The sequence below is a fragment of the Massilia luteola genome, from assembly GCF_034420155.1.
Taxonomy (GTDB): Bacteria; Pseudomonadota; Gammaproteobacteria; order Burkholderiales; family Burkholderiaceae_D; genus Telluria; species Telluria luteola.
On the sequence record NZ_JAXOFN010000002.1, the window covers coordinates 267,510 to 292,495 of the forward strand.

24 protein-coding genes are annotated in these 24,986 nt (G+C 67.1%); 5 read left to right on the top strand and 19 right to left on the bottom strand.

Features of this window, described 5'->3' with window-relative positions; translation table 11 throughout:
• Positions 1-69: 69 nt before the first annotated feature.
• Positions 70-699, bottom strand: coding sequence for a response regulator transcription factor (locus tag U9J41_RS04220; RefSeq protein WP_322400441.1), 630 nt, complete (start codon positions 697-699; stop codon positions 70-72).
• A gap of 283 nt (positions 700-982) precedes the next feature.
• On the opposite strand from U9J41_RS04220, the gene U9J41_RS04225 reads away from it, so the two are divergent.
• Positions 983-1,786: a DUF481 domain-containing protein gene (locus tag U9J41_RS04225; protein WP_322400442.1), complete on the top strand. Its 804-nt coding sequence runs from the start codon at positions 983-985 to the stop codon at positions 1,784-1,786.
• A gap of 64 nt (positions 1,787-1,850) precedes the next feature.
• Here U9J41_RS04225 and U9J41_RS04230 read toward each other — a convergent pair whose 3' ends face one another.
• The 4 genes from U9J41_RS04230 to U9J41_RS04245 all read right to left on the bottom strand — a co-directional run bounded on the left by U9J41_RS04230 (position 1,851) and on the right by U9J41_RS04245 (position 4,510).
• Positions 1,851-2,342: a hypothetical protein gene (locus U9J41_RS04230; protein ID WP_322400443.1), complete on the bottom strand. Its 492-nt coding sequence runs from the start codon at positions 2,340-2,342 to the stop codon at positions 1,851-1,853.
• A gap of 119 nt (positions 2,343-2,461) precedes the next feature.
• A complete protein-coding gene (locus tag U9J41_RS04235) occupies positions 2,462-2,872 on the bottom strand; it encodes a GFA family protein (protein WP_322400444.1) in 411 nt (136 codons plus the stop codon).
• Positions 2,873-2,885: 13 nt separating this feature from the next.
• Positions 2,886-4,190 carry an MFS transporter gene (locus U9J41_RS04240; RefSeq protein WP_322400445.1) on the bottom strand — a complete coding sequence of 435 codons (1,305 nt, stop codon included), beginning with the start codon at positions 4,188-4,190 and terminating at the stop codon, positions 2,886-2,888.
• Positions 4,187-4,510, bottom strand: coding sequence for a thioredoxin family protein (locus tag U9J41_RS04245; protein WP_322400446.1), 324 nt, complete (start codon positions 4,508-4,510; stop codon positions 4,187-4,189). The genes U9J41_RS04240 and U9J41_RS04245 overlap by 4 nt, the downstream gene beginning before the upstream one ends.
• A 200-nt stretch (positions 4,511-4,710) precedes the next feature.
• Between U9J41_RS04245 and U9J41_RS04250 the strand changes: the two genes are divergently transcribed.
• Both U9J41_RS04250 and U9J41_RS04255 read left to right on the top strand, forming a co-directional pair.
• Positions 4,711-4,896 (top strand): DUF3606 domain-containing protein, encoded by a 186-nt coding sequence (locus U9J41_RS04250; RefSeq protein WP_322400447.1) that lies wholly within the window; start codon positions 4,711-4,713, stop codon positions 4,894-4,896.
• 148 nt (positions 4,897-5,044) lie between these two features.
• A complete protein-coding gene (locus tag U9J41_RS04255; protein ID WP_322400448.1) occupies positions 5,045-6,172 on the top strand; it encodes a mechanosensitive ion channel family protein in 1,128 nt (375 codons plus the stop codon).
• A 34-nt stretch (positions 6,173-6,206) separates the two neighbouring features.
• Here the strand turns inward: U9J41_RS04255 and U9J41_RS04260 are convergent, their stop codons facing one another.
• The 3 genes from U9J41_RS04260 to U9J41_RS04270 form a co-directional block, all read right to left on the bottom strand.
• A complete protein-coding gene (locus U9J41_RS04260) occupies positions 6,207-8,612 on the bottom strand; it encodes a penicillin-binding protein 1A (RefSeq protein WP_322400449.1) in 2,406 nt (801 codons plus the stop codon).
• Positions 8,613-8,687: 75 nt separating this feature from the next.
• Positions 8,688-11,504, bottom strand: coding sequence for a bifunctional diguanylate cyclase/phosphodiesterase (locus U9J41_RS04265; protein ID WP_322400450.1), 2,817 nt, complete (start codon positions 11,502-11,504; stop codon positions 8,688-8,690).
• 52 nt (positions 11,505-11,556) lie between these two features.
• A complete protein-coding gene (locus tag U9J41_RS04270) occupies positions 11,557-12,900 on the bottom strand; it encodes a chloride channel protein (RefSeq protein WP_322400451.1) in 1,344 nt (447 codons plus the stop codon).
• Between the two features lie 56 nt (positions 12,901-12,956).
• Between U9J41_RS04270 and U9J41_RS04275 the strand changes: the two genes are divergently transcribed.
• Positions 12,957-13,478, top strand: a complete 522-nt coding sequence (locus tag U9J41_RS04275) for a MarR family winged helix-turn-helix transcriptional regulator (protein ID WP_322400452.1) — start codon at positions 12,957-12,959, stop codon at positions 13,476-13,478.
• Between the two features lie 307 nt (positions 13,479-13,785).
• Here the strand turns inward: U9J41_RS04275 and U9J41_RS04280 are convergent, their stop codons facing one another.
• The 11 genes from U9J41_RS04280 to cyoA all read right to left on the bottom strand — a co-directional run bounded on the left by U9J41_RS04280 (position 13,786) and on the right by cyoA (position 23,431).
• A complete protein-coding gene (locus tag U9J41_RS04280) occupies positions 13,786-15,189 on the bottom strand; it encodes a metallophosphoesterase (protein ID WP_322400453.1) in 1,404 nt (467 codons plus the stop codon).
• A 149-nt stretch (positions 15,190-15,338) separates the two neighbouring features.
• On the bottom strand, positions 15,339-15,686 hold the full coding sequence (locus U9J41_RS04285; protein WP_322400454.1) for a rhodanese-like domain-containing protein: 348 nt from the start codon (positions 15,684-15,686) through the stop codon (positions 15,339-15,341).
• Between the two features lie 103 nt (positions 15,687-15,789).
• Positions 15,790-16,206: a hypothetical protein gene (locus tag U9J41_RS04290; protein ID WP_322400455.1), complete on the bottom strand. Its 417-nt coding sequence runs from the start codon at positions 16,204-16,206 to the stop codon at positions 15,790-15,792.
• Positions 16,203-16,517 (bottom strand): autorepressor SdpR family transcription factor, encoded by a 315-nt coding sequence (locus U9J41_RS04295; protein WP_322400456.1) that lies wholly within the window; start codon positions 16,515-16,517, stop codon positions 16,203-16,205. The genes U9J41_RS04290 and U9J41_RS04295 overlap by 4 nt, the downstream gene beginning before the upstream one ends.
• A gap of 77 nt (positions 16,518-16,594) precedes the next feature.
• Positions 16,595-17,176 carry a response regulator transcription factor gene (locus tag U9J41_RS04300; protein ID WP_056446931.1) on the bottom strand — a complete coding sequence of 194 codons (582 nt, stop codon included), beginning with the start codon at positions 17,174-17,176 and terminating at the stop codon, positions 16,595-16,597.
• Positions 17,166-18,551 carry an ATP-binding protein gene (locus tag U9J41_RS04305; protein ID WP_322400457.1) on the bottom strand — a complete coding sequence of 462 codons (1,386 nt, stop codon included), beginning with the start codon at positions 18,549-18,551 and terminating at the stop codon, positions 17,166-17,168. Before U9J41_RS04305 ends, U9J41_RS04300 begins: the two co-directional genes overlap by 11 nt.
• On the bottom strand, positions 18,535-19,359 hold the full coding sequence (locus tag U9J41_RS04310) for an SURF1 family protein (protein ID WP_322400458.1): 825 nt from the start codon (positions 19,357-19,359) through the stop codon (positions 18,535-18,537). Before U9J41_RS04310 ends, U9J41_RS04305 begins: the two co-directional genes overlap by 17 nt.
• Positions 19,359-19,781, bottom strand: a complete 423-nt coding sequence (cyoD, locus tag U9J41_RS04315; RefSeq protein WP_322400459.1) for a cytochrome o ubiquinol oxidase subunit IV — start codon at positions 19,779-19,781, stop codon at positions 19,359-19,361. The genes U9J41_RS04310 and cyoD overlap by 1 nt, the downstream gene beginning before the upstream one ends.
• A complete protein-coding gene (gene cyoC, locus U9J41_RS04320) occupies positions 19,778-20,413 on the bottom strand; it encodes a cytochrome o ubiquinol oxidase subunit III (protein ID WP_322400460.1) in 636 nt (211 codons plus the stop codon). Before cyoC ends, cyoD begins: the two co-directional genes overlap by 4 nt.
• On the bottom strand, positions 20,406-22,409 hold the full coding sequence (cyoB, locus tag U9J41_RS04325; protein WP_322400461.1) for a cytochrome o ubiquinol oxidase subunit I: 2,004 nt from the start codon (positions 22,407-22,409) through the stop codon (positions 20,406-20,408). Before cyoB ends, cyoC begins: the two co-directional genes overlap by 8 nt.
• Before the next feature lie 2 nt (positions 22,410-22,411).
• A complete protein-coding gene (gene cyoA, locus U9J41_RS04330) occupies positions 22,412-23,431 on the bottom strand; it encodes a ubiquinol oxidase subunit II (protein ID WP_322400462.1) in 1,020 nt (339 codons plus the stop codon).
• Between the two features lie 148 nt (positions 23,432-23,579).
• Here cyoA and U9J41_RS04335 point away from each other — a divergent pair, with 148 nt between their 5' ends.
• Positions 23,580-24,926 carry an MFS transporter gene (locus U9J41_RS04335; protein WP_322400463.1) on the top strand — a complete coding sequence of 449 codons (1,347 nt, stop codon included), beginning with the start codon at positions 23,580-23,582 and terminating at the stop codon, positions 24,924-24,926.
• Positions 24,927-24,986 lie beyond the last annotated feature (60 nt).

Below are 24,986 nucleotides of genomic sequence, written 5' to 3' on the forward strand. Positions count from 1 at the left end.
TCACAAATTCTGTGACAGCGACCCTTTAACATTGTTGCCATACGACAACATGCCGGGCAGTACGGCAGGTCAGCCCGCCAGGCCGTGCTGCAGGGCGTAGCGGATCAGGGCCGCGTTCGTCGACAGGCCCATCTTCCGGAAGATACGCGTGCGGTAGGTGTTGACCGAACTGACGCTGATGCCGAGTTCGGCCGCAACCTGCTTGATCTGCAGCCCGGAACCGATGAGTGCGACGATTTCGGCCTCGCGCGGCGTCAGGCTGTAGTGCGCGGGCCGGAAACCGGGACGCGCCTCATGCGCGAGCAACATGCCGACGCGCGGACCCAGCCAGGTGCCGCCCGCGGCCGCGCGCCGGACGGCGTCGACCAGTTCGGCGGAGGCCATCGATTTCGACACATAGGCGAGCGCACCCGCCCGCAACGCGGCGAGCGCGTAGCGTTCCTCGGGATGCATGCTGAGGATCACGACCCGCAGGTCGGGGAAATGGCGCCGCAATTCGGCAAGGCCGTCCAGCCCGTCATAGTCGGGCAGGGTCAAGTCCAGGATCACGACGTCTGGGTGAACCTGGGTGATGAGGGCAATCGCTTGCTTCAAGTCTGCGGCTTCGCCGACGATTTTTAGGTCGACGCAGGGCCGTACGATCTTCTTGATCCCTTCGCGGATCAACTCATGATCGTCGGCGATGACTAGCCTGATCAATGTGCTTCCTTCATACATGCACGCCGGTATGTCGGCAAAGCAAGCATTCTAGGCAACAGTTGCCCAGAAATGCAAACACAATTATAGGGTACGTAACACTTGGCGCATCGGTCGGGACGATCGCGCGGGTCAATGTGTAAAATTTCCGCGTGAAAGTATTTCGACCGGCGCTTTGGGCTACAATGTCGCCTCCGCCGGCGGGCTCCAGCCCGACGGACGATCCGTGAACGACAGGCTGTGCATCGCTCCCGATGGCGACGGAAGGCAGCCGTACAGATTGCCCATGAAATCTCTGATGCTTTGTGTGCTGGCCCTGACCAGCGCGGGGGCGGCGATGGCCGCTCCGGACGATCTCGCCGACAGCGTGCCATCGTCCAGTTACTTCACCCAGGCGCCCGCCGTGACGATCCCGGAAGGCAGCAACTGGTACACCTCGGCCGAACTCGGCGCCATCACGACCTCGGGCAACACCGAAGGTACGTCCGTGACCGGCAAGGTCGACGCGCGCCACGAAATGGCCAACTGGAGCAACGAGTACATCGTCAGCGGCTATTTCAAGGAAGACGTCACGCACAACGGGGACGGCACGACGACGCGCACCCGCTCCGCCGAGCGTTATTCGGTGTCGGCCAAGGCGGCGTTCAAGCTGCTGGAGGACGGCAACCGCGCCTTCCTGCTGGGCTCGCACGTGAACGATAAATTCGGCGCCTACACCCGCTATTCCTCGGTCGGCGTCGGTTACGGCACCCAGTTGCTCAAGCGCGACGACGAGACCGTCGACGTCGAGGTGGGTCCGGGCTATTTCCACGGCGAGAATGCGGCCGGCGGCATCGAATCGGGCGTGACCGTGCGCGGCGCGGCCCAGCTGCGCTGGCGCGTGAGCCCGTCCGCGGCGTTTTCCCAGAGCGTGAGCGTGGAACGGGGCACGTCGAATATGCACTCGATCGCCGAGACCGCGCTCTCCACCAAGATCAACGGCACGATGCAGATGAAGGCCGCGTTCAGCGCGCGCAACGACACGAACGTGCCGGACACGAAGAAGAATACGGATACGCAGACGTCGCTGACGCTGGTCTATTCGTTCTGATCGTCGTGATCCGAAACGACGACGGCCGGGCGATCCCGGCCGTCATGTCGCATCCGCGATCCGCTTATTTCGCCAGGATCCGGCCCGACAGCTGGATCGTCCCCTGCCCCGTCGTCATATCCTCGCCGCCCGTCATGTCGCCGCCGCCGCTCGCCCTGGCGTAGCGGCCCGTGCCGCCCGTCACCTGGAACGTCGCGCCGCTGAACACGAATTTGGTGCCCTCGCCCGTCGGCACGAACTGGCCGCTGTAGTTGGCGAAGATCAGTTCGCCGGTCATCGTCGTGATCAGGAATTTGCCTTCGCTGAACGTGTAGGACGTGCCGTTCGGCGCGATGCAGTCGCTGGCCAGGAACGTGACCTTGCCGACCAGCGGGCTGGTGCCGAAACCCAGGATGGTGCCCCCGAAATGCGATGCGCAGCGCGCGGACGGACCGGGGATTTCCTGCAGCACGCCGGAAAGCTTGAAGTCCTTGTACGTGGCCGGGGCGGCGGAGGCACAGAGCGCGGCGGACATGAGGACAGCACCGGTGGCAAGACGCAGGACAGACTGGAACATGAAGTTCTCCGTGTAAATTGGTAGAGCTTCATTTTAACGATTTGCTATCGTTTCGTGCGCACAATTGTGTATTTTATTGTAATTATTTCTCTGAAGAATCGAATTGTGTGGGGTTTGCGTCAACCCTCCATGCCGTCGGTCCGTAGGCGTGGGTAACGCGGCAAATCGTCGGCCAGATGCAGCCAGCGTACCCGCTGCGAATAATAGGTGTGGTCGGCCGGCGGCAGCGTGTCCGGATCGTCCAGGCTGCCGGTCGTGACGTCGATCTCGTCCGGCGCCGCTGCGCTGTGCCACGTTAGCTGCGTGCCGCAGTTGCCGCAAAACAGGCGCTCGACGCCGGGACTGGACGGATTGCGCGCCGGGGTGCCGCGGGTCCAGCGCAGCGCGTCCCTGCGCACGCTGAACCAGGCCAGCGCCGGGGCGCCGCTGGCGCGGCGGCAGTCCACGCAATGGCATAGCGTCGGATGGGTGACGGCCCCCGACGCCTCGTAGCGCACCGCGCCGCACATGCATCCGCCTTGCAATCCCATTGGATTCCTCCGGTCAACGTGCCGCGGCCGGCGTGCCGCGCGGCGTGGGCGCCGTCAGCAGCAGCGCGACGAGGCTGATGACGGACGCCCCGGTCAGGTACCAGCCCACCGCCTGCAGGCCGTGGTGCGTCGCCAGCCATGTTGCCACATACGGCGCCAGCGAGGCGCCCAGGATGCCGGACAGGTTGAAGGTGAGCGACGCGCCCGTGTAGCGCACCTCGGCGGGAAACAGTTCCGACAGCAGCGTGCCCAGCGGCCCGTACGTCATGCCGATCAGGCACTGGCCCAGCACGAGGAACAGGGCGACGAGCGCCAGGTTGCCGGAGCCGAACATCGGCCCGAACAGCAGGCCGAACAGCGCCAGGCCGGCCGACACGAGGATCATCGCCGCGCGCCGGCCGTGGCGGTCGGCCAGCACGGCGGAGATCGGGATCGTCAGGCCGAAGAAGACGATCGCGCCCAACTGCAGCAGCAGGAAGGTCTGGCGCGAATAGCCCAGCGCCGACGTGCCCCAACTGAGGGCGAACACGGTCATGAGGTAGAACACGACGAATGTGGCGAGCGCCGCCAGCGTGCCCAGCACGAGCGCGCGCGTGTGGTTCGCGAACACGTCCGCGACGGGCAGCTTGACGCGCTCGTTGCGGTCGAGCACGGCCTGGAAATCGGGCGTCTCGGTGATCTTGAGGCGCACGTACAGGCCGACGAGGACCAGCATGCTGCTGGCCAGGAACGGGATCCGCCAGCCGTAGCGGAGGAATTCGGCATCGGAAAGCAGGCCGGACAGCAGCAGGAACACGCCGCTCGACAGGAAGAAGCCGAGCGGCGCCCCCAGCTGCGGGAACATGCCGTACCAGGCGCGCTTGCCCGGCGGCGCGTTTTCGGTCGCCAGCAGCACGGCGCCGCCCCACTCGCCGCCCAGGCCCAGCCCCTGGCCGAAGCGGCACAGCGCGAGCAGCAGCGGGGCCAGCGTACCGATGGCGGCATACGTCGGCAGCAGGCCGATCGCGACGGTGGACAGGCCCATCGTCAGCAGTGCGGCCACGAGGGTGGCCTTGCGGCCGATGCGGTCGCCGAAGTGGCCGAACACGGCCGAGCCGACGGGGCGCGCGAAAAAGGCGATGGCGAACGTCGCCAGCGACTGCAGCGTGGCCGCGGCGGCGTCCCCGGCCGGGAAGAACAGCTTGGGAAATACCAGCACGGCGGCCGTGGCGTAGATATAGAAGTCGAAGAATTCGATGGTCGTGCCGATCAGGCTCGCGAACAGCACGGTCGCGGGCCGGTTCTGGGCGGGACGGGTCTGCGTGGCGGCCCCGGTCATGCGGCACCGGCCTGCGACAGTGCGTCGGCGAGCTCGCGGCTGTCGACCGGGCGCACGACCCGCGCCACTTCCTGGCCGTCCTTGAGCACGACGACGGTCGGCCACAGCTTCACCTTGAACGAGCGCCCCAGCTTGCGACCCGGGCCGTCCTCCACCTTGATGTGCCGGACGGCCGCATGCGGCGCCAGCGCGTCGTCGATGTGGCTGGCCGCGGCCTGGCAATAGCCACACCAGTTGGTGCCGAAATCGAGGGCGACCACGCCGGGCAGCGCGTCGATGGCGCTGCGCTCGGGCTGCGCGGTGTCGTAAGGCTTCGTCATGCAAGTTCTCCTGGTTGTCGATCACGCTAGCCTACAACAAAACACCCCCGCGCCGTAAGCCCGGGGACGCCGCGGGCAGTGTGTCTGCGAAGCGAAATGCGGAAACGAACCCCTTTTCAGGCGCCCCCAACGTGAAGCACCGAACGGAATACGGCCGCACGCGGTGGCATGCTGCGTTCATACCGATCAAGGAGGCCATCATGTCCGACAATCTGCACAACCGCGGCCCGCAGGACCGTTCGCGCATCAACCTGCACGAGAAGTGGGAGGTCCAGTACTGGACGAAGGAACTGGGCGTGACCGAGGATGAGCTGGAGCAGGCCGTCAAGACGGCCGGCAGCAGCGCGGATGCCGTGCGCGCGCACCTGAGCGCCACGCGCCACTGAGGCCACCGGGCCGTCCCCGCCGGGCGGCGCCCGCCGCCCGGGCCACACCTCTTCGCCGCAACCGGACGGGCCCTCGCGCCCGCGCCGCAGGGCCGCCGCGCCCGCCCGATCCCGACCCCATCCCCGACCGCCTTCCGAAAGGAGCCCAATGACCATCCGCGGCTATTTTTCCAATCTCGACATCGGCTGGGCCAACGCGGCCGCCGCCCTGGGCGTCGCCGTCGCCAGCTTCATCGCCATCCACGGCGCCGTCCACCTGGTCCGGCGGCGCCTCGACAAGCTGGACGACGCGCGCGCCCACAAACCCATCGTCGAGGTGCTGCGCCACACGCTGGCGCGCACGAGCAATCTCGCCATCCTCGCCACCGCGCTGCTGATCGGCGCGTCGGTGCTCGACCTGCCGCCGCCCTGGAACCAGCGCATCGGCCACCTGTGGTTCATCACCCTCGGCGCGCAACTGGCCGTGTACCTGCACCACGCGATCGCCGTGACGGCGCGGCGCTATTTCCGCGTGCACGGCAAGGGTCGCGAGGACGAGCAGGTGACGGTCGCCCACACGCTCGTGATCTGGGCCTTGCAATGGAGCGTCTGGACGGTGTTCCTGCTGGCGATGCTGGCGAACCTGGGCATCAACGTCACGACGTTCGTCGCGAGCCTCGGCATCGGCGGCGTGGCCGTCGCGCTGGCCGTGCAGAACATCCTGGGCGACCTGTTCGCGTCGCTGGCCATCGCCACCGACAAGCCGTTCGAGGTCGGCGACGCGATCTCGGTGCCGGAATTCTTCGGCACCATCGAGCACGTGGGCCTCAAGACGACCCGTATCCGCGCGCTGTCCGGCGAGCAGATCGTCATCGCCAACGCCGAACTGCTGCGCAAGACCGTCCACAATTTCAAGCGCCAGCACACGCGCCGCGTGCAGTACACCCTGCGCGTGAACCCGGCCACGCCGGCCGACGTGGCCGCGCAGGTGCCGGAGCGGCTGTCCGCCATCATCGCGGCCAAGGAAAAAGTCCAACCGGACCACGTGAACCTGACGACGATGGACCAGAACTACCTCGAATACGACATCGTCTACAACCTGTCGGACGTCGACTACGGCCTGTTCCTGCGCACCCAGCAGGCCGTGCTGCTGGAGACGATGCAGATGCTGCGCGAGCTGGGCATCTCGACGGCGCCGCGGGCGCAGGAGCTGCGTCTGCAGCAGGGCGCCGCCAGCGACACCGGCGCGCGCCGCCCGGACGGACGCGGCGCGCCGCAGGCCCGGCCCGCGCATTGATCGGGTTCGCGCCGGCGGCGCCCGTTGTCCGCGCTCACGCGTCGTTCGGCTGGATGCCCCCGCCTTCCGTGGGCGCCTGATCCGGTTGCGGCGGCGCGGGCGGTTCGTTGTCCGGCGGCTGCGGCAGGTCGGCCGGCGGGCCGCCTTCCTGCTGCATGTCGCCGCCCTCTTCCATGTCTTCCTCCGGCGGCGGCGTCTCGTGGCGGATCACCGGTTCCGGCTTGTGCCCGCCGGGGAACAGCGCGTCGGCGCTGATCTTGCCGCTGGCCAGCACGGACTTGAAGAAGTCGCCCACGAGCAGGATCGCGCTGTGGCCGCCCTGCCCCCAGTAATTCGAGCGCATCGTAACTCGGTTGTCGTTGAAGCCCACCCACGCGCCCGCGACGAGGTTCGGGTGCATCATGATGAACCAGGCGTCGGCGTTGTTCTGCGTGGTGCCGGTCTTGCCCGCCACGTCGGCCGTGATGCCGAAGCGGTAGCGGATGCCGGTGCCCGTGCCGCGGTTGATCACGCCCCGCATCATGTCGATCAGGGTCACGGCGGACGCCTGCGACAGCACCCGCTGCGGCGTCTGCTGCCCGAAGTCGGCGATCACCTGGCCGTCGCGGTCGGTGATGCGGCGCACGAACACCGGCTTGCGGTACTCGCCTTGGGCCGCGATCGTCGCATAGGCGTTGACCATCTCGAGCAGCGTGACGGGGCTCGTGCCCAGCGCGATGGACGGCACCTGCGCCAGCTTGCTGGTGCGCACGCCCATGTCCCGCGCCAGCTTGACGACGGGCGCCACGCCGATGTCGCGCACGACCTGCGCCGTGATGGTGTTCTTCGAGTACACGAGACCGTCGCGCAGGGTCAGCTGGCGGCCCGTGGTGCCGCTGTTGTCGGTCGGGCGCCAGGTGGTGCCGTCGGCGAAGCGGATCGTCGTCACGGCGTCCAGGTACGGGTGGTCGGGCTTGATGCCCTGTTCCAGCGCGGCCGCGTACACGATCGGCTTGAACGTGGAGCCTGGCTGGCGCGCGGCCTGCACGACGTGGTCGTACTGCTCGCGCTCGAAATCGCGGCTGCCGATCCAGGCCTTGATCTCGCCCGTCGTCGGGTCCATCGCGAGGAAGCCGGCTTCCAGGCGCGACTTGGCCGTCTTCAGCTGGCGCATGAAGTCGCGGTCGGCCTTGAGGCGCTTGAGGACGGCCACCGGGTTCTCGCCGCCGTCGACGGCCTTGCGGTAGTCGGACGATTCGCGGATGAACGTCTCGAGCATCTCGCCGTGCGACGCCCAGTAGTATTCGAACGGATTCACGCCCGGGCGCATGTCGACGTAGGTCTGCGTCTGCGTCGCGTTGACGGGCCAGGAATGGGCCCAGTCGACGTCGGCGATCGCCTGCAGCGCGCCAGCCTCGCGCTGGACCGCCTGCAGCGCCGCCTGCTGCAGGTCGTAGTCGAGCGTCGTCTGCACGACGAGGCCGTCCTGCTGCAGGTCGACGTCGTTCTTGTCCGCCCACTCCACGAGCCAGCGCCGCACGTAGGCCGTGAAATGGTCGTCCTTGCCGGTGTGCTCGACCAGGCGCGTGAAATGCACGCGCAGCGGCCGCTTCACGAGCTGGCGGTACCTGGCGTCGTCGAACACCCCGGCCTTCAGCATCTGGCCCAGCACGACGTTGCGGCGCGCCAGCGAGCGCTCCGGATTCGTCACGGGATTGTAGTAGGCGGTCCCCTTGAGCATGCCGACGAGCGTGGCGGCTTCCGTCTCGTTCAGTTGCGCGGCCGTCTTGTTGAAATAGGTGTGCGCCGCCGCCTCGATGCCGTACGTGTTGTACAGGAACGGCACCGTGTTCAGGTAGGCTTCGAGGATCTCCGTCTTGCTGTAGGTGTTCTCGATCTTGAAGGCGGTGATGAGTTCCTTCAGCTTGCGGTTGATGTTGCGCGCGCGGCCGATCTCGTCGCGGAACATATTGCGCGCCAGCTGCTGCGTGATCGTCGACCCGCCCTGCGCATCGCCCTTGAGGTTGGCGACGAAGGCGCCGGCGATGCGGGTGAAATCGACGCCGTGGTGCTCGTAGAACCGGTGGTCTTCCGTCGCGATGAGGGCGTTGACGACGTTCGGCGAGATCTGCGACAGCGGCACTTTCATCTGGATGCCCTGTTCGAACTTGGCCAGCTGGCGGCCGTCGGCCGAGACGACGACCGTGGGCCGCGCCACGCGCGCCTGCTTGACGTCCTCGATGCCGGGCGTGAGCGGAAACAGCAGCGCGATCCAGGCGGCGAACAGCGTCACGAGCAGCAGGAACATGCCGGCGGCGATGTACAGCCAGCGCACGTGCGGCGGCTTCGTCATCAGGTGGCCGTGCGCCCGCGCATAGGCTTCCCTGGCGCGGTCGCCGGCGCGGTCGATCATCCTGCGTTCGCGTCCGTCCCAGCGCTTGCCGTCGTTATGGTCATCCACTTCGTTTCCTGTCAGCTTCTTCGGTGATGGCCGCAAGTATAGCCGACGGCAAGCGGGGTTTCGGTTGGCGCACGCTCATACGGTGGCGTTATGCGGCAGCATATGCCGTCCGGTGCGCAGCATGCGCTCGACGTCGGGTCCGGAGGCGGCCTGGGCATACACGTGGCCCTGTACCTCGTCGCAGCCGCGCCGGCGCAGGTAGTCGAGCTGGGCCTCGGTTTCGACGCCCTCCGCGATCACGCGCATGCGCAGGCCGCGCGCCAGCTGGATGATGGCGGCGACCATGGCGGCATCGTCCTCGTCGAACGGGATGTCGCGCACGAAGCTGCGGTCGATCTTGAGCACGTCGACGGGAAAGCGGCGCAGGTACGACAGGCTCGAATAGCCGGTGCCGAAATCGTCGATCGACAGCAGCACGCCCATCTGCTTGAGTTCGCGCATCGTGCGGATCGCGCTCTCGACGTCGCCCATCACGAGGCTTTCCGTGATCTCCACTTCGAGGCATTCCGCGGACAGTCCCGTCTCTTCCAGCACCCGCGCGATCTCGCGCACCAGGTTCGGCTCCGCGAACTGGCGCGCCGACAGGTTCACGGCGATGCGCAGCGGCCCGAGGCCGGCGTGCTGCCAGGCGCGGCTCTGGCGGCACGCCGTGCGCAGTACCCACGCGCCGATGGGGACGATGAGTCCCGTCTCCTCGGCCAGGTTGATGAAGCGGTCGGGCCGCACCATGCCCAAGCTCGGATGGCGCCAGCGGATCAGCGCCTCCAGTCCGACCACCGCGCCCGACTCCAGGTCGACCTGCGGCTGGTAGTACAGTTCGAACTCGTCGTGCGTCAGCGCGCTGCGCAGCGCGCCCTCCAGCGCCAGCCGTTCGCGGGCGCGGGCGTTCATCGTCGGCATGTAGAACTGCACCATGTTGCGGCCCAGTTCCTTGGACCGGTACATCGCGACTTCCGCGTGCTGGATCAAGGTGGCGGCGTCGCTGCCGTCGGCCGGGTATGCGGCCAGGCCCGCGCTGCCGGTCAGCACGAGGTCCTGCCCGGACAGCTCGAGCGGATGCGCGAGCGCCAGCAGCACGGCACGCACCGTGGCCGCCGCCTCCGACTCGCTCTCGCGGCCCGGCAGCACGAGGACGAATTCGTCGCCGCCCGTGCGCGCCACGGTGTCGGTGCGCCCGACCGAGCAGCAGATGCGCTGCGCCGCCGTCTTGAGCAGTTCGTCGCCGGCGTCGTGGCCGAGCGTGTCGTTGACGAACTTGAAGTGGTCGAGGTCGAGCGCCACCACCCACACGACGCCGCGCCCGGACGCCAGGTTGATCGCGTTCTCGATGCGGTCCTGCAGCAGCGAACGGTTGGGCAGGCCCGTGAGCGTGTCGAAGCGGGCGCGCGCCTCGAGCTCGGCCTCGTAGCGCTTGGCCATCGTCACGTCGTACTGCGTCATCACGAAGTGGGTCGTGACGCCGTCGTCGTTGTTGACGGGCGCGATGTACACCTCGGCGTGCATCTCGCGCCCGTCGCCGCAGCTGAGACGCATCGACACATGCGCCTCGCGCCGCTCGCGGATGGCGGCGCGCAGTTCGGCGACGGCGGCCCGGTCGGGTTCGCGCGCGCCCAGTTCGAGCAGGCCGCGGCCGACCGCCTCGGCGGCGCGATAGCCGCGGATGCGTTCGAACGCGGGATTGACGTATTCGATGGGGTAGCCGGGACGCGTCGCGCTCACGAGGACGATGGCGTTCGCGCTGGCCTCGATGGCGCGCCGGTACAGCCGCAGCGCATCGAGGGCGTCGTGCAGGTCGGCCGTGCGGCTCTCGACGAGCGCCTCGATGCGGCGTGTGCGCTTGACGCGGCTCTGCACATAGGCCGACGTGGCCAGGCTCACGAGGCAGCCGAGGACGAACGCGATCAGGGGACCGGTGCTGCCGGTCATGTCGCTCGAACGCGCCGTGATCCGCAGCTCCCACGGCAGGCCGGCCACGTCGAACGCGTGGCGGTTCGTGAACAGCGTGTCGCCGATCAACGCGCGCCAGGGCGGGCGCCGCGCGCGGCCCAGCGAATCGTAGACGTAGGCGCGCTGCGGACCGTCCGCGCCCGGACCGTACAGTTCGATCCTGAGGCCGTTGGGCGCCAGCAGGTTCGATTTCGCGAGGTTCGAGTCGACCAGCGCGGCCACGTCGATGATGACGGCCGTGTCGCCGAGCGCCGCGGCGCTGCGCGCGGCCGCATTGACGAGGGGCGCGCCGCGCCGGTACACGGGCTGGATCAGGACGAAGCCGAGGCGGTCGCCGTTCTGCAGCAGCGGCAGCATGGCGCTGGCCGCGGGCTGGTTCGTGTCGATGGCGCGCATGAACGCGGTGGCGTGGGGCGCGAACGAAAACGCGTCGTAGCCGAGCGCGAGTTCGTTGCCGCCCAGCGGCTCCACGTAGTCCAGCACGAGGTAGCGCGGACGCCGGCCCGCGGGCACGATCCGCACCGTGTCGCCCGTCGCCTGGCGTTCGCGGATCTCGAAACCGGGCCGGAAGCGCTGGTTCGCCGCCTCGAACGCGGCCCGGTCCGCGCTGCTCACCATCCGGTGGAACACCACGGCCTGCAGGTACGGGTGGTTGGCCAGCAGGGGCCGGGCGAAGGCGCCGAACTCGTCGCGGGTCGCGATGCCCACCGAGGAAAACAGGGCATTCGCCGCCTGCAGCACGTCGAGCGCGTCGCCGAAGCTGCGGGTCACGGTCGCGCTACGGATTTCCGCGCGCTGCAGGAATTCGGAGCGGGCGCGCTCGCGTTCGCCATCGACCATGCCGACCGCGAGGACGGCAGTCAGGCCCAGTCCCGCCAGCAGCGTGAGCACTGCGGCAGGGGTCGGGGGCCGGGCGCGGCCGAGGCGCAGGTTCCGTGTCAGCATGTCCCATGCTAGCAAATTTGGACCTGCCGGGACGCGCTGTTTCCGTGCCGCCTCAGTCCGCCGTGACCGGCGCCGCCGGCGCCGCCGTGCTGGCGGGAATCCGGCCCAGCTGCAGCCTCGCCAGTGTCGGATAGAGGGGTGGGCTGATCAGCCGCGCGACGGCGAACGCGATCAGCGCGCACATCATCAGGCTCAGTACCATCGCGTGGCCGTCGACCATTTCCATGACGATCATGAAGGCCGTCAGCGGCGCCTGCGTGGCGGCCGCGAGGAAGCCGACCATGCCCAGTGCGATCAGCGCCGGGACCTGCATGCCGTACAGCAGCAGCGCGACATCGTTGCCGAACGCCGCACCGATCGCCAGCGACGGCGCGAAGATGCCGGCCGGTACGCCGGACCACGTGGTCAGCCACGTCGCCAGGAATTTGAAGGGGGCGTAGGCGAACGGCATCGCGGCGCTACCCTCCACCATGTGGCGCGTGCTCGCATAGCCGGAACCGAACGCGGCGCCGTCGGTCACGACGCCGATCAGGGCCACGGCGAGGCCGCATCCAGCCGCGAACAGCACCGGCCGGTGCGCGCGCCAGCGGCTGACGCGGTCGGGACTCCGGCCGGACAGCGACGCGATCATCAGCCGGGAAAACAGCCCGCCGGCCAGGCCGGCCAGCACGGCGACGAGCAGCCCCGGCAGCAGCAGGTCGAGGCCGATCGCGGGCGCATGGATGACGCCGAAATAGGCGCTGTCGCCGTGCGCGGATACGCCGACGAGGCCGGCCAGCACGATGCCGACGATGATCAGGCCGCTCGAACGCTGTTCCGGCGCGCGCGCCAGTTCCTCGATGGCGAACATCACGCCGCCCAGCGGCGTATTGAAGGCGGCCGCGATGCCGGCTGCGCCGCCCGCGACGAGCAGGCCGTGGACGCCGACCGCGCTGCCGGCCGGAATCAGCCGGCGCGCCTGCAGCATGACGCCGGCCGCGATCTGCACGGACGGCCCCTCGCGCCCCAGCGACAGGCCGCCGAGCAGGCCGCCGGTCGTCAGCAGGATCTTGGCCACGGTCAGGCGCAGCGACACGAACAGCCCGCGCTCGGCGTCGCCCACCTCCGGCTCGAGGGTGGCCATCACCTGCGGAATGCCGGAGCCGGCCGCGCCGGGCGCGAAGCGGCGCGTGCACCAGACGACGAACGCGGTGCAGGCCGGCGTCCAGATGAGCGGGCTCCACCACGCCACGTTGCGCAGCGCGGCGAAGGTCTCGTAGGCCTTGTCCGCGAGCCAGGAAAAGCCGACGACCGTCAGGCCCGCCGTGCCCGCCAGGGCGATGACGATGGCGCGCACGGTCCACAGGCGCCAGTCGCCCAGTTCGCGGCGCAGGTCCGGTGCAGGTATCAAGCTCATGGTTTCCTGGATGTCATTTTTCGGCAGCCTGCCGGGTTTTCCGCTATCATTCTTGCATGTCCTCGTCTTCCCAATCCAACGCGCCCGCCGGGCCGTCCGCGCCGCAGCCGACGCCGCCCTCCACGCCGTCGACCCGCGTCCTGCGCCAGTTCCGGGTCGTCTTCAATTCCGTCAAAAGCCATTTCCGCCAGGTCGAGCGCGAAGCCGGCGTCGGCGGGGCCCAGTTGTGGGCGCTGTCGGTCATCGACCGCCGGCCGGGCATCGGCGTGACCGAGCTCGCGCGCGAACTGGACATCCACCAGTCGACCGCCAGCAACCTGATCAAGAGCCTCGTCGAACGCCGCCTCGTGGCAACGAGCCGCGAAGGCACCGATCGCCGCAGCGTGTCCCTGCGCATCCAGCCGGGCGGCGCCGAGGTGTTGCGCAGCGCGCCCCTGCCCTTTGCCGGCGTGCTGCCGGACGCGCTGTCCGCGCTCGACCCGGCCACGCTGGAACGCCTGGAACAAGACCTCACCAAGTTGATCGCTTTGCTCGAAGCGGACGAAACCAGCGGCAACGTGCTGCTGTCCCAGATGTAATTCCCGCGCGGGCCGCGCACTGCCGCGGCGCCGCTCTCCTCGGATGATACCTGCCTGGGCCGGCGCCGCGGCGCCGCGTGGACGGCGCATGCCCATGGCGACGGCGTACCGCGCTTGGGCTGTTGTCCGGTCGTTCATGGGGTGACACCATAAAAAATGCTCCCGGCGGACCGGGAGCACAAGAGATACAAGGTATCCTCATCGCTGATCGCGAAGGCCGCGGAAGCTGCCCCGCTCACACATCCATTGTCACACAAACCGTGTATTTGGGGCAATCACTTTTGTAGCAATATAGTTTTTTTGCGGCTTACACTTGCGGCACCGCGCACGTGGAGTGGCGCCCCCGCACCGTACAGGTGTTGCGCGCCTTGCCGTCGCGGTCGTGCACGACCACGTGCCAGGTGTCCGGGCCGGTCCGCTCCATCGTCATGAAGCCGAAGCCGTCGATCCACGAACTCATCGCCTCGATCACCGCGCCCGGCGCCGGCGACTGGCCGGGCGGCGCGGTCCTGGGCAGCGGCACGATGTCTTCCGCGGTGCCGGCGAAGCCCGCCACGAACTGGGTCGGGTGGTCGGACGCGAAACTGGTCTGCTCCCACAGGTGCACGTGGCCGGACAACAGCATGGCGACGGACGCCGGCAGCAGGCGGGCGTCGAGCGCGCCGAAGACCTGCGTCAGGCCGGCGTCGCCGCCGAACAAGGTGACGGCGCCCGTGCGCGCGTCGCGGTTGGCGCCGAACGCGTACAACGGATGGTGGTCGACGGCGATGTTGTACGGTTGGCGGCGCGCGAGCCGGTCGACCTTGCGCCACGTGTCGGCGTAGCGCGCGATGCGCACGTCGCCCGGCTTGAAACCGTGCCAGTCCGTGTTCGCGCTGTCGAACACGATCAGCTGGCTGCCTTCGCCCAGCGGCACGGCGTACGGGTCGGTGTAATCCGCGCGTTCGTCGGCGGCCGGGTCGTCGCAGTTCGCGGCCGGATCGTAGCGGTGCGCATCGAGGAAGCGCCACCAGCCCTGCCCGCCGCGCGCGCACGTCTCGTGGTTGCCGCGCGCGAACACCCACGGCGCGCTCGCCAGCAGCGCGCGTCCGGGCGCGAAGAAGTCGGCATTCCAGGCGTCCCAGCCGTGCCCGTAAGGACTGCCGGCGCAGCCCGCGCGGTTCGCCGGGCACGGGTCTTCGCGATAATGATAGTCGCCCACGTGCACGACAAGGTCCGGCTTCCAGGCGGCCGCGCTGGCCGCCACGCGGGCGAACGGGTACGCCTCAGGGTCGTTACAGTCCTGGAATTCGCGGCCCTTCAGGCGGCAGCCCGTGTCGCCGATTACCACGATCCGTTTGATGTCCGCCTGCGGCAGCGGCAACGCCTGTCCCGCGACGTCGACGTGCGTGCTGCCGGCGGGGATCGCAGTCTCGCACGACAACACGGGCGTCGAGGCGGCTTCCGGATGAAAGCCGGCACTGTGGCCCTTTCCGCGCAGGGAGATCGCACCGAATGGCGCCCGCACGGCCATCGCCAGGGTGCGGCCGTCGATCGTGATCGACGGACAGGCCGGCGCGGTGGTGATGGCGCGGGCGAGCGGCGCCCCGTCTTCGCCCAGCACGACGAAGGCGGCGGCGGGCGGACGTTGCGCACCGAGGCCGGCGCAGCCGGCCAGCAGGACCATTGCCGCGAGCGCGCCGGCGCGCGGGTGCAGGTGCGGAGGGATCATTGGGATTCCGGGCAAAACCGGCAATCTACCACAGGCATGGACACGGGTGAAACCGGTCACGGCGGAAATCCGTGTTCCAGGCGTGGCGCGCCTCGCCGTCCCGGGATCGCAACGGCATGCAAAGTGCCCTTCGCCGCCCGGTGTAGTAATCAGACGAGCGGTTCGCCACTGTCGAATGGCAGCTTCGCACTGAGCCAGCCACTGATCCCCGCCGACATCACGCGCACGTCCGTATAGCCCAGTTTCCTGGCCTTGCGCGCCGCGTACGGCGCTTTGCGGCACAACGGATTCGAGCAATAGAACACCACCGGTGCCGCGCGCTCCGTCGGCAATGCCGATGCATCGAAGTCGGGCGCCAGATTGATGGCCCCTGGCACGCGAGCCTGCAGCCAGGCATGGCGAGCATTCATGTCCACCACGGTTACAGCGCCCTGCACGACGCGCGCGTGCAGTTCGCGTGGTGCAATTCCCTTCAAGCCCATCAGCATCGCGTACATGACGTTCTCCTCAAAAGTGAAGCCGCGGGATTACCCGATCGGGGGCGCGCCGTGCACGTGCTCCCGGAAACGGCGCTTTTGCCTCGTATCAGGCAGATCGACCTCAGGCGCCGCCGCGCCTGGCGCTGCGGTGCCGCCAGGCGCAGCGCGTCGCGATGCCGGTCACGACGAGGACGGCTGGCGCCAGTACGCAAGCTGCCAGCCTGCTGGCGATCGCGATCGGCGCCAGCACGTACGCGAGCGTATAACCCAGGCCGCCCAGCGCCAGGACCCAGCCACTGAAGCGGCGCAGGGTTTGCTCGCGTATCGGGTCGCAGGACAAACGCGCCAGCGGCACCAACCTTTTCGGGATCGCGTTCGCCGAGACGAGCACCACCAGGCCCAGCAGCACGCCCATCAGTCGCACGGCTGTCTCGGCGCCGACGACATCACGCCGCCGCAACTCATTGAGCACCACGGCAGTCGACAGGTAGAGCGCGGCGACCGACAACGCGCGGCGAATCTGGTGGTGCAGCATCATGATTCCTCCTTTGTTTGCCCGGGAGCGGTCGTGGCCGGCGTCTCGTGCGTAAGCTGCAACCCGAAGGCTTGTGCGAAAACCATGAGCGCCTCCTCGAGCACCGACATCTTCAGCCGGTACATGATCGTACGTCCGCTCTTCTCCGCCTCGATCAGGTCCGCCGCCACCAACACGGCGAAGTGTGCGGACATCGTCGGCTTCGACACGTCGAACGCACCGGCCAGGGCGCCCGCGGACAGCGGCCCGGACCGCAGCATTTGCAGAACCTGGCGCCGAGTGGGATCGGCGAGCGCTTTGAAGATCGAAGACATGATTGATTATTAGCTAAATATCGAACTATTGCAAGCAACTTCCTCTTGGCGTGCCCTGTTTGCAGGTGTCAAGCGGACTATTTGACGCGCTGCTTTTCCAGCTTGCGCGCCAGCGTGCGCCGGTGCATGCCGAGCCGGCGCGCCGCTTCCGAAATATTGAAGTCGGTCTCGGCCAGCACCGCGTGGATGCGTTCCCACTCCAGCGTCTTGATCGACGTCGAGCGGTTCGTCAGTTCCAGCTCGGTGTTGCCGGCGACGTGGCCGAACGCGGCTTCGATGTCGTCCGTGTTCGACGGCTTCGCGAGGTATTGGCAGGCGCCGAGCTTGATCGCCTCGACCGCCGTGCCGATGCTGGCGAAGCCCGTCAGCACGACGATCTGCATGTCCGGGTCGTGCGCGTGGAGCATCTGCACGCAGGCCAGGCCCGAACTGTTCCCCTTGAGTTTCAGGTCGACGACGGCATAGTTGGGCGAGTGTTCCTGCAGCAGTTCCTGCGCTTCCTCGAGGCCGGGCGCCTGCAGCACCTGGTAGCCGCGCCGCTCGAACGAGCGGCCGAGCGTGCGCGCGAACGCGTCGTCGTCCTCGATGATCAGCAGGAGGCGCTCGTCGTCGCGTTCATCGTCGCGTTCGTCGGCTGCGTTATCGTCTTCAATGGGCATGTAGGGGCTCCTTGTCGAGCGCGATCGCGGACAGCGGCAAGGTCAGCGTGACGGCGGCGCCGCCTTCCGGCCGGTTCACGGCATGCACCGTCCCGCCCAGCGTGCGGGCCACGTTCACGACGAGGAACAGGCCCAGGCCGCCGCCGGGTCGGCCCTTGCTGGACTGGTACGGTTTGCCGAACTGCGCCAGCATCGCGGGCGCGAAGCCGGGACCGCGATCGAGCACGGTCAATACGAGGGTGCCGTCCGCCACGCCCGCCTCCACGCCGATCCAGTCGGGCGAGGCTTCCAGCGCGTTGTCCAGCACGTTGTCGATCATCTGTTTGAGCGCGGAGTCGAAGGCGACCGGCAGATCGTGTTCGATGCGATTGCGGTAGTCGACGTCGCGCACGGGGCGGCTGTGCTGCCACTCCTCGACGAGCTTGTCGAGGAAGCCGCGGATCGTCGTGCGCGCGGCCGATTCCCCGCGCGCCTCGCCGGCCGACAGCAGGATGCCGCTGACGATGGACTTGCAGCGCTTGAGCTGCGTCTCCATTTCCGTGATCTCTTCCAGCAGGTCGGGATTGGCCTTGAATTCGCGCATGCGCTTCCAGTCGCCCAGGATCACGGACAGCGTCGCGAGCGGCGTGCCCAGTTCGTGCGCGGCGCCCGACGCGAGAAGGCCCATGCGGACGATGTGTTCTTCCTCGGCCGCGCGCTGGCGCAGGTCCGCGAGCTGGGCCGCCTTGCCCTTCAACGTGTTCGTGATGCGCGAGATGAACACGACGAGCAGCGCCGCGTTCAGCGTGAAGCAGATCAGCATGCCCTGCACGTACAGGCTCGAAATGCCGCGCGCGTGGTCGAACGGCAGCGCGAGCGGCTTGGCGAACACGGACAGGCCCGCGAGGCACGCCAACGTGATGGCGACGATGGTCCACGTGGACCACGCTTCCAGCAGCACGGCCGACAGGATCACCTGCAGCAGGTAGAGGAAGGCGAACGGGTTCGTCGTCCCGCCCGCGAGGTACAGCTGCATCGTGAGGCTGGCCACGTCGACGAGCAGTGCGAGGAACAGCTCGTTGTTCGTGACGGGCCGGTGTTCGTGCCAGCGCAGGTGGCTGGCGACGTTGAAGGCGATCAGGCAGGCCAGCACTTCGAGCATCTGCACGAGCGGCAGACGCACGTCGAACACGAGGATCGCGCCGGCGATGGTCGTGACCTGGCCGATGACGGCGATCCAGCGCAGCTCGATCAGCTGCAGCATGTTCTTGTGGCCGGCCACGTATTCGACGTCGGCGGCGGATTCCGTGCGCTCGCGCTGCGCGGCGGCGACGGCGGCCGCCTTGTCGGCGCCCCGTTCGAATACCCGCTTCAGCAGGTCAGTCGTGTCGTTCATCGTCGTCGTCGTCCTGGCCACGGCCGCTCGCCACCCACCACCAGGCGCCGGCGACCATCAAGGCCAGAGCATACCAAGTGATCGCGTACACGAGGTGGCTGTTCGGGAAATTCACGACGGTGAGGCCGCCGAGGGGCTGGTCGGGACTGCCGGGCGGATTCTGGTGCGCGCCCGCGTCGACGAAGAACGGCGCGACCGCCGCGGTGCCCAGGCCGCGCGCGGCGGCGACCGCGGCCACGTCGCGTGTGTACCAGCGGTTTGCCGCCGGATCGTTGGTGCGCGTGAAGAGGCCGTTGCGCTCGCTCGTGCGCAGCAGGCCGGTGACGTCGGCGGCGGTCGCGCGCGCGGTCGCGCACACGTCGCCCGCCGCGTGCCTGGGCGTGTAGCGCGTGCGCGCGCCGGGTTCGGCGGGAATGAAGCCGCGGTTGACGATGACGACCGATCCGTCGGCCGTGCACAGCGGCGTGAGCAGCCAGTAGCCGCTGCCTTCTTCGGTCAGGGCCTGGACGGGGGTGGTGAGATCGTAGAGATAGGTACCGTGCAGCGTGACGCGGCGGTACTCGTCGGATGCGGAGGTGATGCCGGCCCAGCGGGCGCGCGGCGGTGCCGGCGCCGGGGCGGCGTGCACGCGTGCGTTCACGCGTGCGATGAGGTCCAGTTTCCATTGCAGGCGAACCACCTGCCAGGTGCCCAGACCGGCAAAGAGGACGATCAGCAGCAGCGCGGCGGCCGCCAGGAGCGGGGAGAAACCCCGGCGCCGGGCAGGTACTGCGCTACGCGGCGCCGCTGCGCGATCGTCTCCCGCCATTACTGCATGTCGTGCATGCCGTGTACCGAACCGCCGTCATTGCCCATGTTGGGCATCATGTTGGCGTTCATGTGGTACATGACCCAGATCGAGCCGGACAGCACGATGAACAGCAGGATGATGGTCAACAGCATGGCCATCATGTTCCAGCCGCCTTCCGACTTCGAGTTCATGTGCAGGAAGTACACCATGTGCACGACGAACTGCACGGCGGCGAAGCCGATGATCAGGGCCTTGGTCGCGCCGGGTGCGACCTGGTGGGTCATCACCAGCCAGAACGGGATCGCCGTCAGGATCACGGACAGGATGAAGCCGATCGAGTAATCCTTCATGCTGCCCTGGGCATGCAGGTGATCGTCGTCGTGGTGGCCGTGGCCATGGTCGTCATGGCCGTGGGCGTGGGCGTGATGCAGGTCGCTCATGGCAGGACTCCCATCAGGTAGACAAAGGTGAACACGCCGATCCAGACGACGTCCAGGAAGTGCCAGAACATCGACAGGCAGGCGAGGCGGCGGTAGTTGGCGGCGGTGATGCCGTGCTTACCGAGCTGGAACATCAGGGTGACGAGCCACACGATACCGAAGGTCACGTGCAGGCCGTGCGTCCCGACCAGCGAGAAGAACGAGGTCAGGAAGCCCGAGCGCCACGGGCCGTTGCCTTCGTGGATCAGGTGCGCGAATTCCTGCAGTTCCAGGAACAGGAAGCAGGCGCCCAGGATGCCGGTGACGAGCAGCCAGACCTGGGTGCCCTTCACGTTCTTCTTCTGCGCGGCCAGCATGGCGAAGCCGTACGTGATCGACGAGACCAGCAGGAACGCCGTGTTCAGCGCCACGGTCGGCAGCTCGAAGATCTCGGCGCCGGACGGGCCGCCCGCGTAGTTGCGGCCCAGGACCGCATAGGCGGCGAACAGGCAGGCGAAGATGAGGCAGTCGCTCATCAGGTAGATCCAGAAACCGAGCAGCGTGCCGTTTTCCGGATGGTGCTCGCGCACGTAGAAGCGCGAGCTCGGGTCGGCGCTCGCGGCGCCGGCGTGGGTTGCGTTAATTTCAGACATGGGCTTCCAGCAAACGGGTGCGCTCTTCTTCGGTGCGGGTCACTTCGTCCGCCGGGATGTAGAAGTCGCGTTTGTAATCGAACGTGTGGTAGATGGCGACGGCGATCATGCCGAAGAACGTCACGCCGACCAGCAGCCACATGTGCCAGATGATGCCGAAGGCCATCAGGAATGCGATGCCCGGGATCACGGGGCCGGCCCACGTGTTCTTCGGCATGTGGATCGCGATGAAGTCGTTCAGCGGACGCTTGTAGCCGTGCTTCTTCATGTCGGCCCAGGCGTCGTTGTCATGCACGACCGGGGTGAACGCGAAGTTGTAGTCCGGCGGCGGCGACGACGTCGACCACTCCAGGGTACGGGCATTCCACGGGTCGCCGGTGAAGTCGGCCAGCTTCTTGCGGTTGATGATCGACACGGTGATCTGCATCAGCAGGCAGCCGATGGCGGCCGCGATCATCAGGGTGCCGGCCAGCGAGATCTGGAACAGCCAGCGCATCGACATGTCGTCGAAGTGGCTCATGCGGCGGGTCACACCCATGAAGCCCAGGATGTACGGCGGCGTGAAGGCCACCCAGAAGCCGATCGACCACAGCCAGAACGAGGCCAGGCCCCACTTGCGGTCCAGCCGGAAGCCGAACATCTTCGGCCACCAGTAGTTCACGCCGGCGAACAGGCCGAACAGCACGCCGCCGATGATGACGTTGTGGAAGTGGGCGATCAGGAACAGCGAGTTGTGCAGGACGAAGTCGGCCGACGGGACCGCCAGCATCACGCCGGTCATGCCGCCGATGATGAAGGTGATCATGAACGACACGGTCCACATCATCGGCAGTTCATAGCGGATGCGGCCCTTGTACATGGTGAACAGCCAGTTGAAGATCTTGGCGCCGGTCGGGATCGAGATGATCATCGTGGTGATGCCGAAGAACGAGTTCACGCTCGCGCCCGAACCCATCGTGAAGAAGTGGTGCAGCCACACGAGGTACGACAGGACCATGATCACGACGGTCGCATAGACCATCGACGAGTAGCCGAACAGGCGCTTGTTGCAGAACGTCGCGACGACTTCCGAGTAGATGCCGAATGCCGGCAGGACCAGGATGTAGACCTCGGGGTGGCCCCAGATCCAGATCAGGTTCACGTACATCATGGCGTTGCCGCCCAGTTCGTTCGTGAAGAAGTGCGTGTCGAACAGGCGGTCCAGGCCCAGCATCGCCAGGGTGACGGTCAGGATCGGGAAGGCCATCACGATCAGGATGTTGGTGCACAGGGCGGTCCAGGTGAACACCGGCATCTTCATCAGGTCCATGCCCGGGGCGCGCATCTTGATGATGGTGACGACCAGGTTCACGCCTGACAGAAGTGTTCCGACACCCGCCACCTGCAATGACCAGATGTAGTAGTCGACGCCGACGTCCGGGCTCGCCAGGATGCCGGACAGCGGCGGGTACGCCAGCCAGCCGGTACGGGCGAATTCACCGACGAACAGCGATGCCATCACGAGGATCGCGCCGGCCGTCGTCATCCAGAACGAGAAGTTGTTCAGGAACGGGAACGCCACGTCGCGCGCGCCGATCTGCAGGGGCACGACGTAGTTCATCAGGCCCGTCACGAACGGCATCGCCACGAAGAAGATCATGATCACGCCGTGGGCGGTGAAGACCTGGTCGTAGTGGTGCGGCGGCAGGAAGCCGTGCGAATCGCCGAACGAGAACGCCTGCTGGGCGCGCATCATCAGCGCGTCGGCAAAGCCGCGCAGGAACATCACGAGGCCCAGCACCATGTACATGATGCCGATCTTCTTGTGGTCGATGCTGGTGAACCACTCGTTCCAGAGGTAGCCCCACAGCTTGAGTTTGGTGAGTACGCCCAGCAGGACGACGCCGCCCAGCAGGACGCCGATGAATGTCGCGATCAGGATCGGCTCGTGGTAGGGAATCGCTTCCCAGCTGAGCCGACCGAAGATCAACTTCGCTAAGTCAAATTGCTCGTGCATGATTACTTCTTCTTCACAGGATCATTGGGCGTGGTGCAGACCGCGCCGTTGGCCTGGGCCAGGCGGGTCGCTGCCGCTGTTTGTGGCATGTTACGCATAGCCATTTCGCGGGCTTTCTTGGCATCGTCGTTCATCATCTTGTCCATGCAGACGGCGCCGTCGGCGACGCAGCGGTTCAGGACGCGATAGAACAGGTCGTTGTCGACCGCCGCATAGCGGTGCACCGGCTCCTTGATGCTCGGCTTTTCGAGCGTCAGGTAGTTGGCGCGATCGAGGTTGCCGCCGCCGGACTTGATCGACTGGACCCAGCCGTCGAAGTCGCCCTGGGCCACGCCGCGGTAGGAGAAGCGCATGTCCGAGTAGCCGGCGCCGCTGTAGTTGGCGGAGAAGCCTTCCGACTGGACCGGACGGTTCTGGACGGCGTTCAGCGCCGTTTCCATGCCCGGCATCGCGTAGATCATGCCCGCCAGTTCCGGGACGTAGAACGCATTCATGACCGACGTCGCGCTGATCTTGAAGCGGACCGGCACGTCGACCGGCACGACCAGCTCATTGACAGTGGCGATGCCCTGCTCCGGATAGATGAACAGCCATTTCCAGTCCATCGCCACGGCCTCCACGACCAGCGGCTTGGCCGACGCGGGAATCGGACGCCCTTCGGCGATGCGGTCCAGCGGGCGGTACGGGTCGAGCTTGTGCGTCGAGATCCAGGTCACGAGGCCCAGGACGATGATGATCAGCAGGGGCGCGCCCCAGATGACCAGTTCCAGCTTGGTCGAGTGGTCCCAGTCCGGCTCGTAGTCCGCCTCGGTATTGCCCGCACGGTATTTGCAGGCGAACCAGACGATCAGGATCATCACGGGAACGATAATCAGCAACATCAGGATCACGGACACCGTGATCAAGTGCGCCTCTTGCTTGGCGATGTCACCGGAAGGGTTCATCACCACCGTGTTGCAGCCGGCGAGCAGCGCAAACAGTGGGGAGAGGAACACTCCGCGACGGAGGGTCTTTGGAATCATGCTTGTGTTTTACGTTACATGGGAAAAATAACATGCTAATGTAACGCCAACGGCGTGCGTTTGGCGATTGGACGTTTTGTCCTACCCTTTTCCGTATTGCAGCATTTCAGAGGGTCCAGAGGCCGTCGGCTGATAAGGAGACGAAGACATGCAAGGCACCCATAATACTTACGGCGACGTAGGCGCCGCTCCCGTCACAGCACCCCATTCCGGGGCCCGGAACATCAACACCCGCGACACGAAAATCGCGCCGGGTGAGATCGCGGTCGGCGTCGTCATCGGCCGCGCTTCCGAATACTTCGACTTCTTCGTTTATGCGATCGCTTCGGTGCTCGTGTTCCCCGCCGTGTTCTTCCCGTTCGCCGACCGGCTGGAGGGCACGCTGTATTCCTTCGCCATCTTCGCGCTGGCCTATGTGGCGCGGCCGTTCGCGTCGCTCGTCTTCATGGCGCTGCAACGCGCCTACAGCCGCGAGATCAAGCTGACCATCGCGCTGTTCCTGATGGGCTCGGCCACGGTCGCCATCTCCATGCTGCCCACGTATTCCCGCTGGGGCGAGTGGTCCATCATCGCCCTCGCGATCCTGCGCATCGGCCAGGGCGTTGCCCAGGGCGGGTCGTGGGACGGGCTGCCGTCGCTGCTGGCGCTGAATGCTCCCGAGAACAAGCGTGGATGGTACGCCATGTTGGGACAACTTGGCGCACCAACGGGATTCATCATCGCGGCGGGGTTGTTTTCCTATCTGATGTCCCAATTGTCGCAGGACGATTTCCTGGTCTGGGGCTGGCGCTATCCGTTCTACGTGGCCTTCGCGATCAACGTCGTCGCGCTGTTCGCCCGCCTGCGCCTCGTCTCGACGCCGGACTATACCCACCTGCTCGACGAGCATGAGCTCGACCCGGCCCCGGCCCGCGAAGTGATCGGCAACCAGGGCGCGAACATCGTCATCGGCGCCCTCGCCGCGCTGTGCAGCTATGCCCTGTTCCACCTGGTGACCGTGTTCCCGCTGTCGTGGATCCAGCTGTACGACACCCGCTCGATGGCCGATTTCCTGCAAGTCCAGATCATGGGCGCGGGCCTGGGCATCGTCGGCGTGCTGGCGTCGGGCCTCATCGCCGACAAGTTCGGCCGCCGCAACACGCTGGGCACGCTCGCCGCGCTGATCGCCCTGTTCTCCGGCTTCATCCCCACGCTGATGGATGGCGGCGTGACCGGCCAGAACACGTTCATCCTCGTCGGCTTCCTGCTGCTGGGCCTTTCGTACGGCCAGGCCGCCGGCGCCGTGACGTCGAACTTCCTGCCGCAATACCGCTACACGGGCGCCGCCCTCACGTCCGACCTCGCCTGGCTCGTGGGCGCCGCCTTCGCCCCGCTCGTCGCGCTGGGCCTCGCCGCCAACTTCGGCCTCGGCTACGTCAGCCTGTACCTGCTGTCCGGTGCCGTCGGTTCCCTCGCCGCGCTGAGCCTCAACCGGGCGCTGGAGATCCGCGACTGAGCCGCCGTTCAATCACGGAGCGCATGCCCCGGTCCTGCCGGGGCATTTTTTTATCGATCG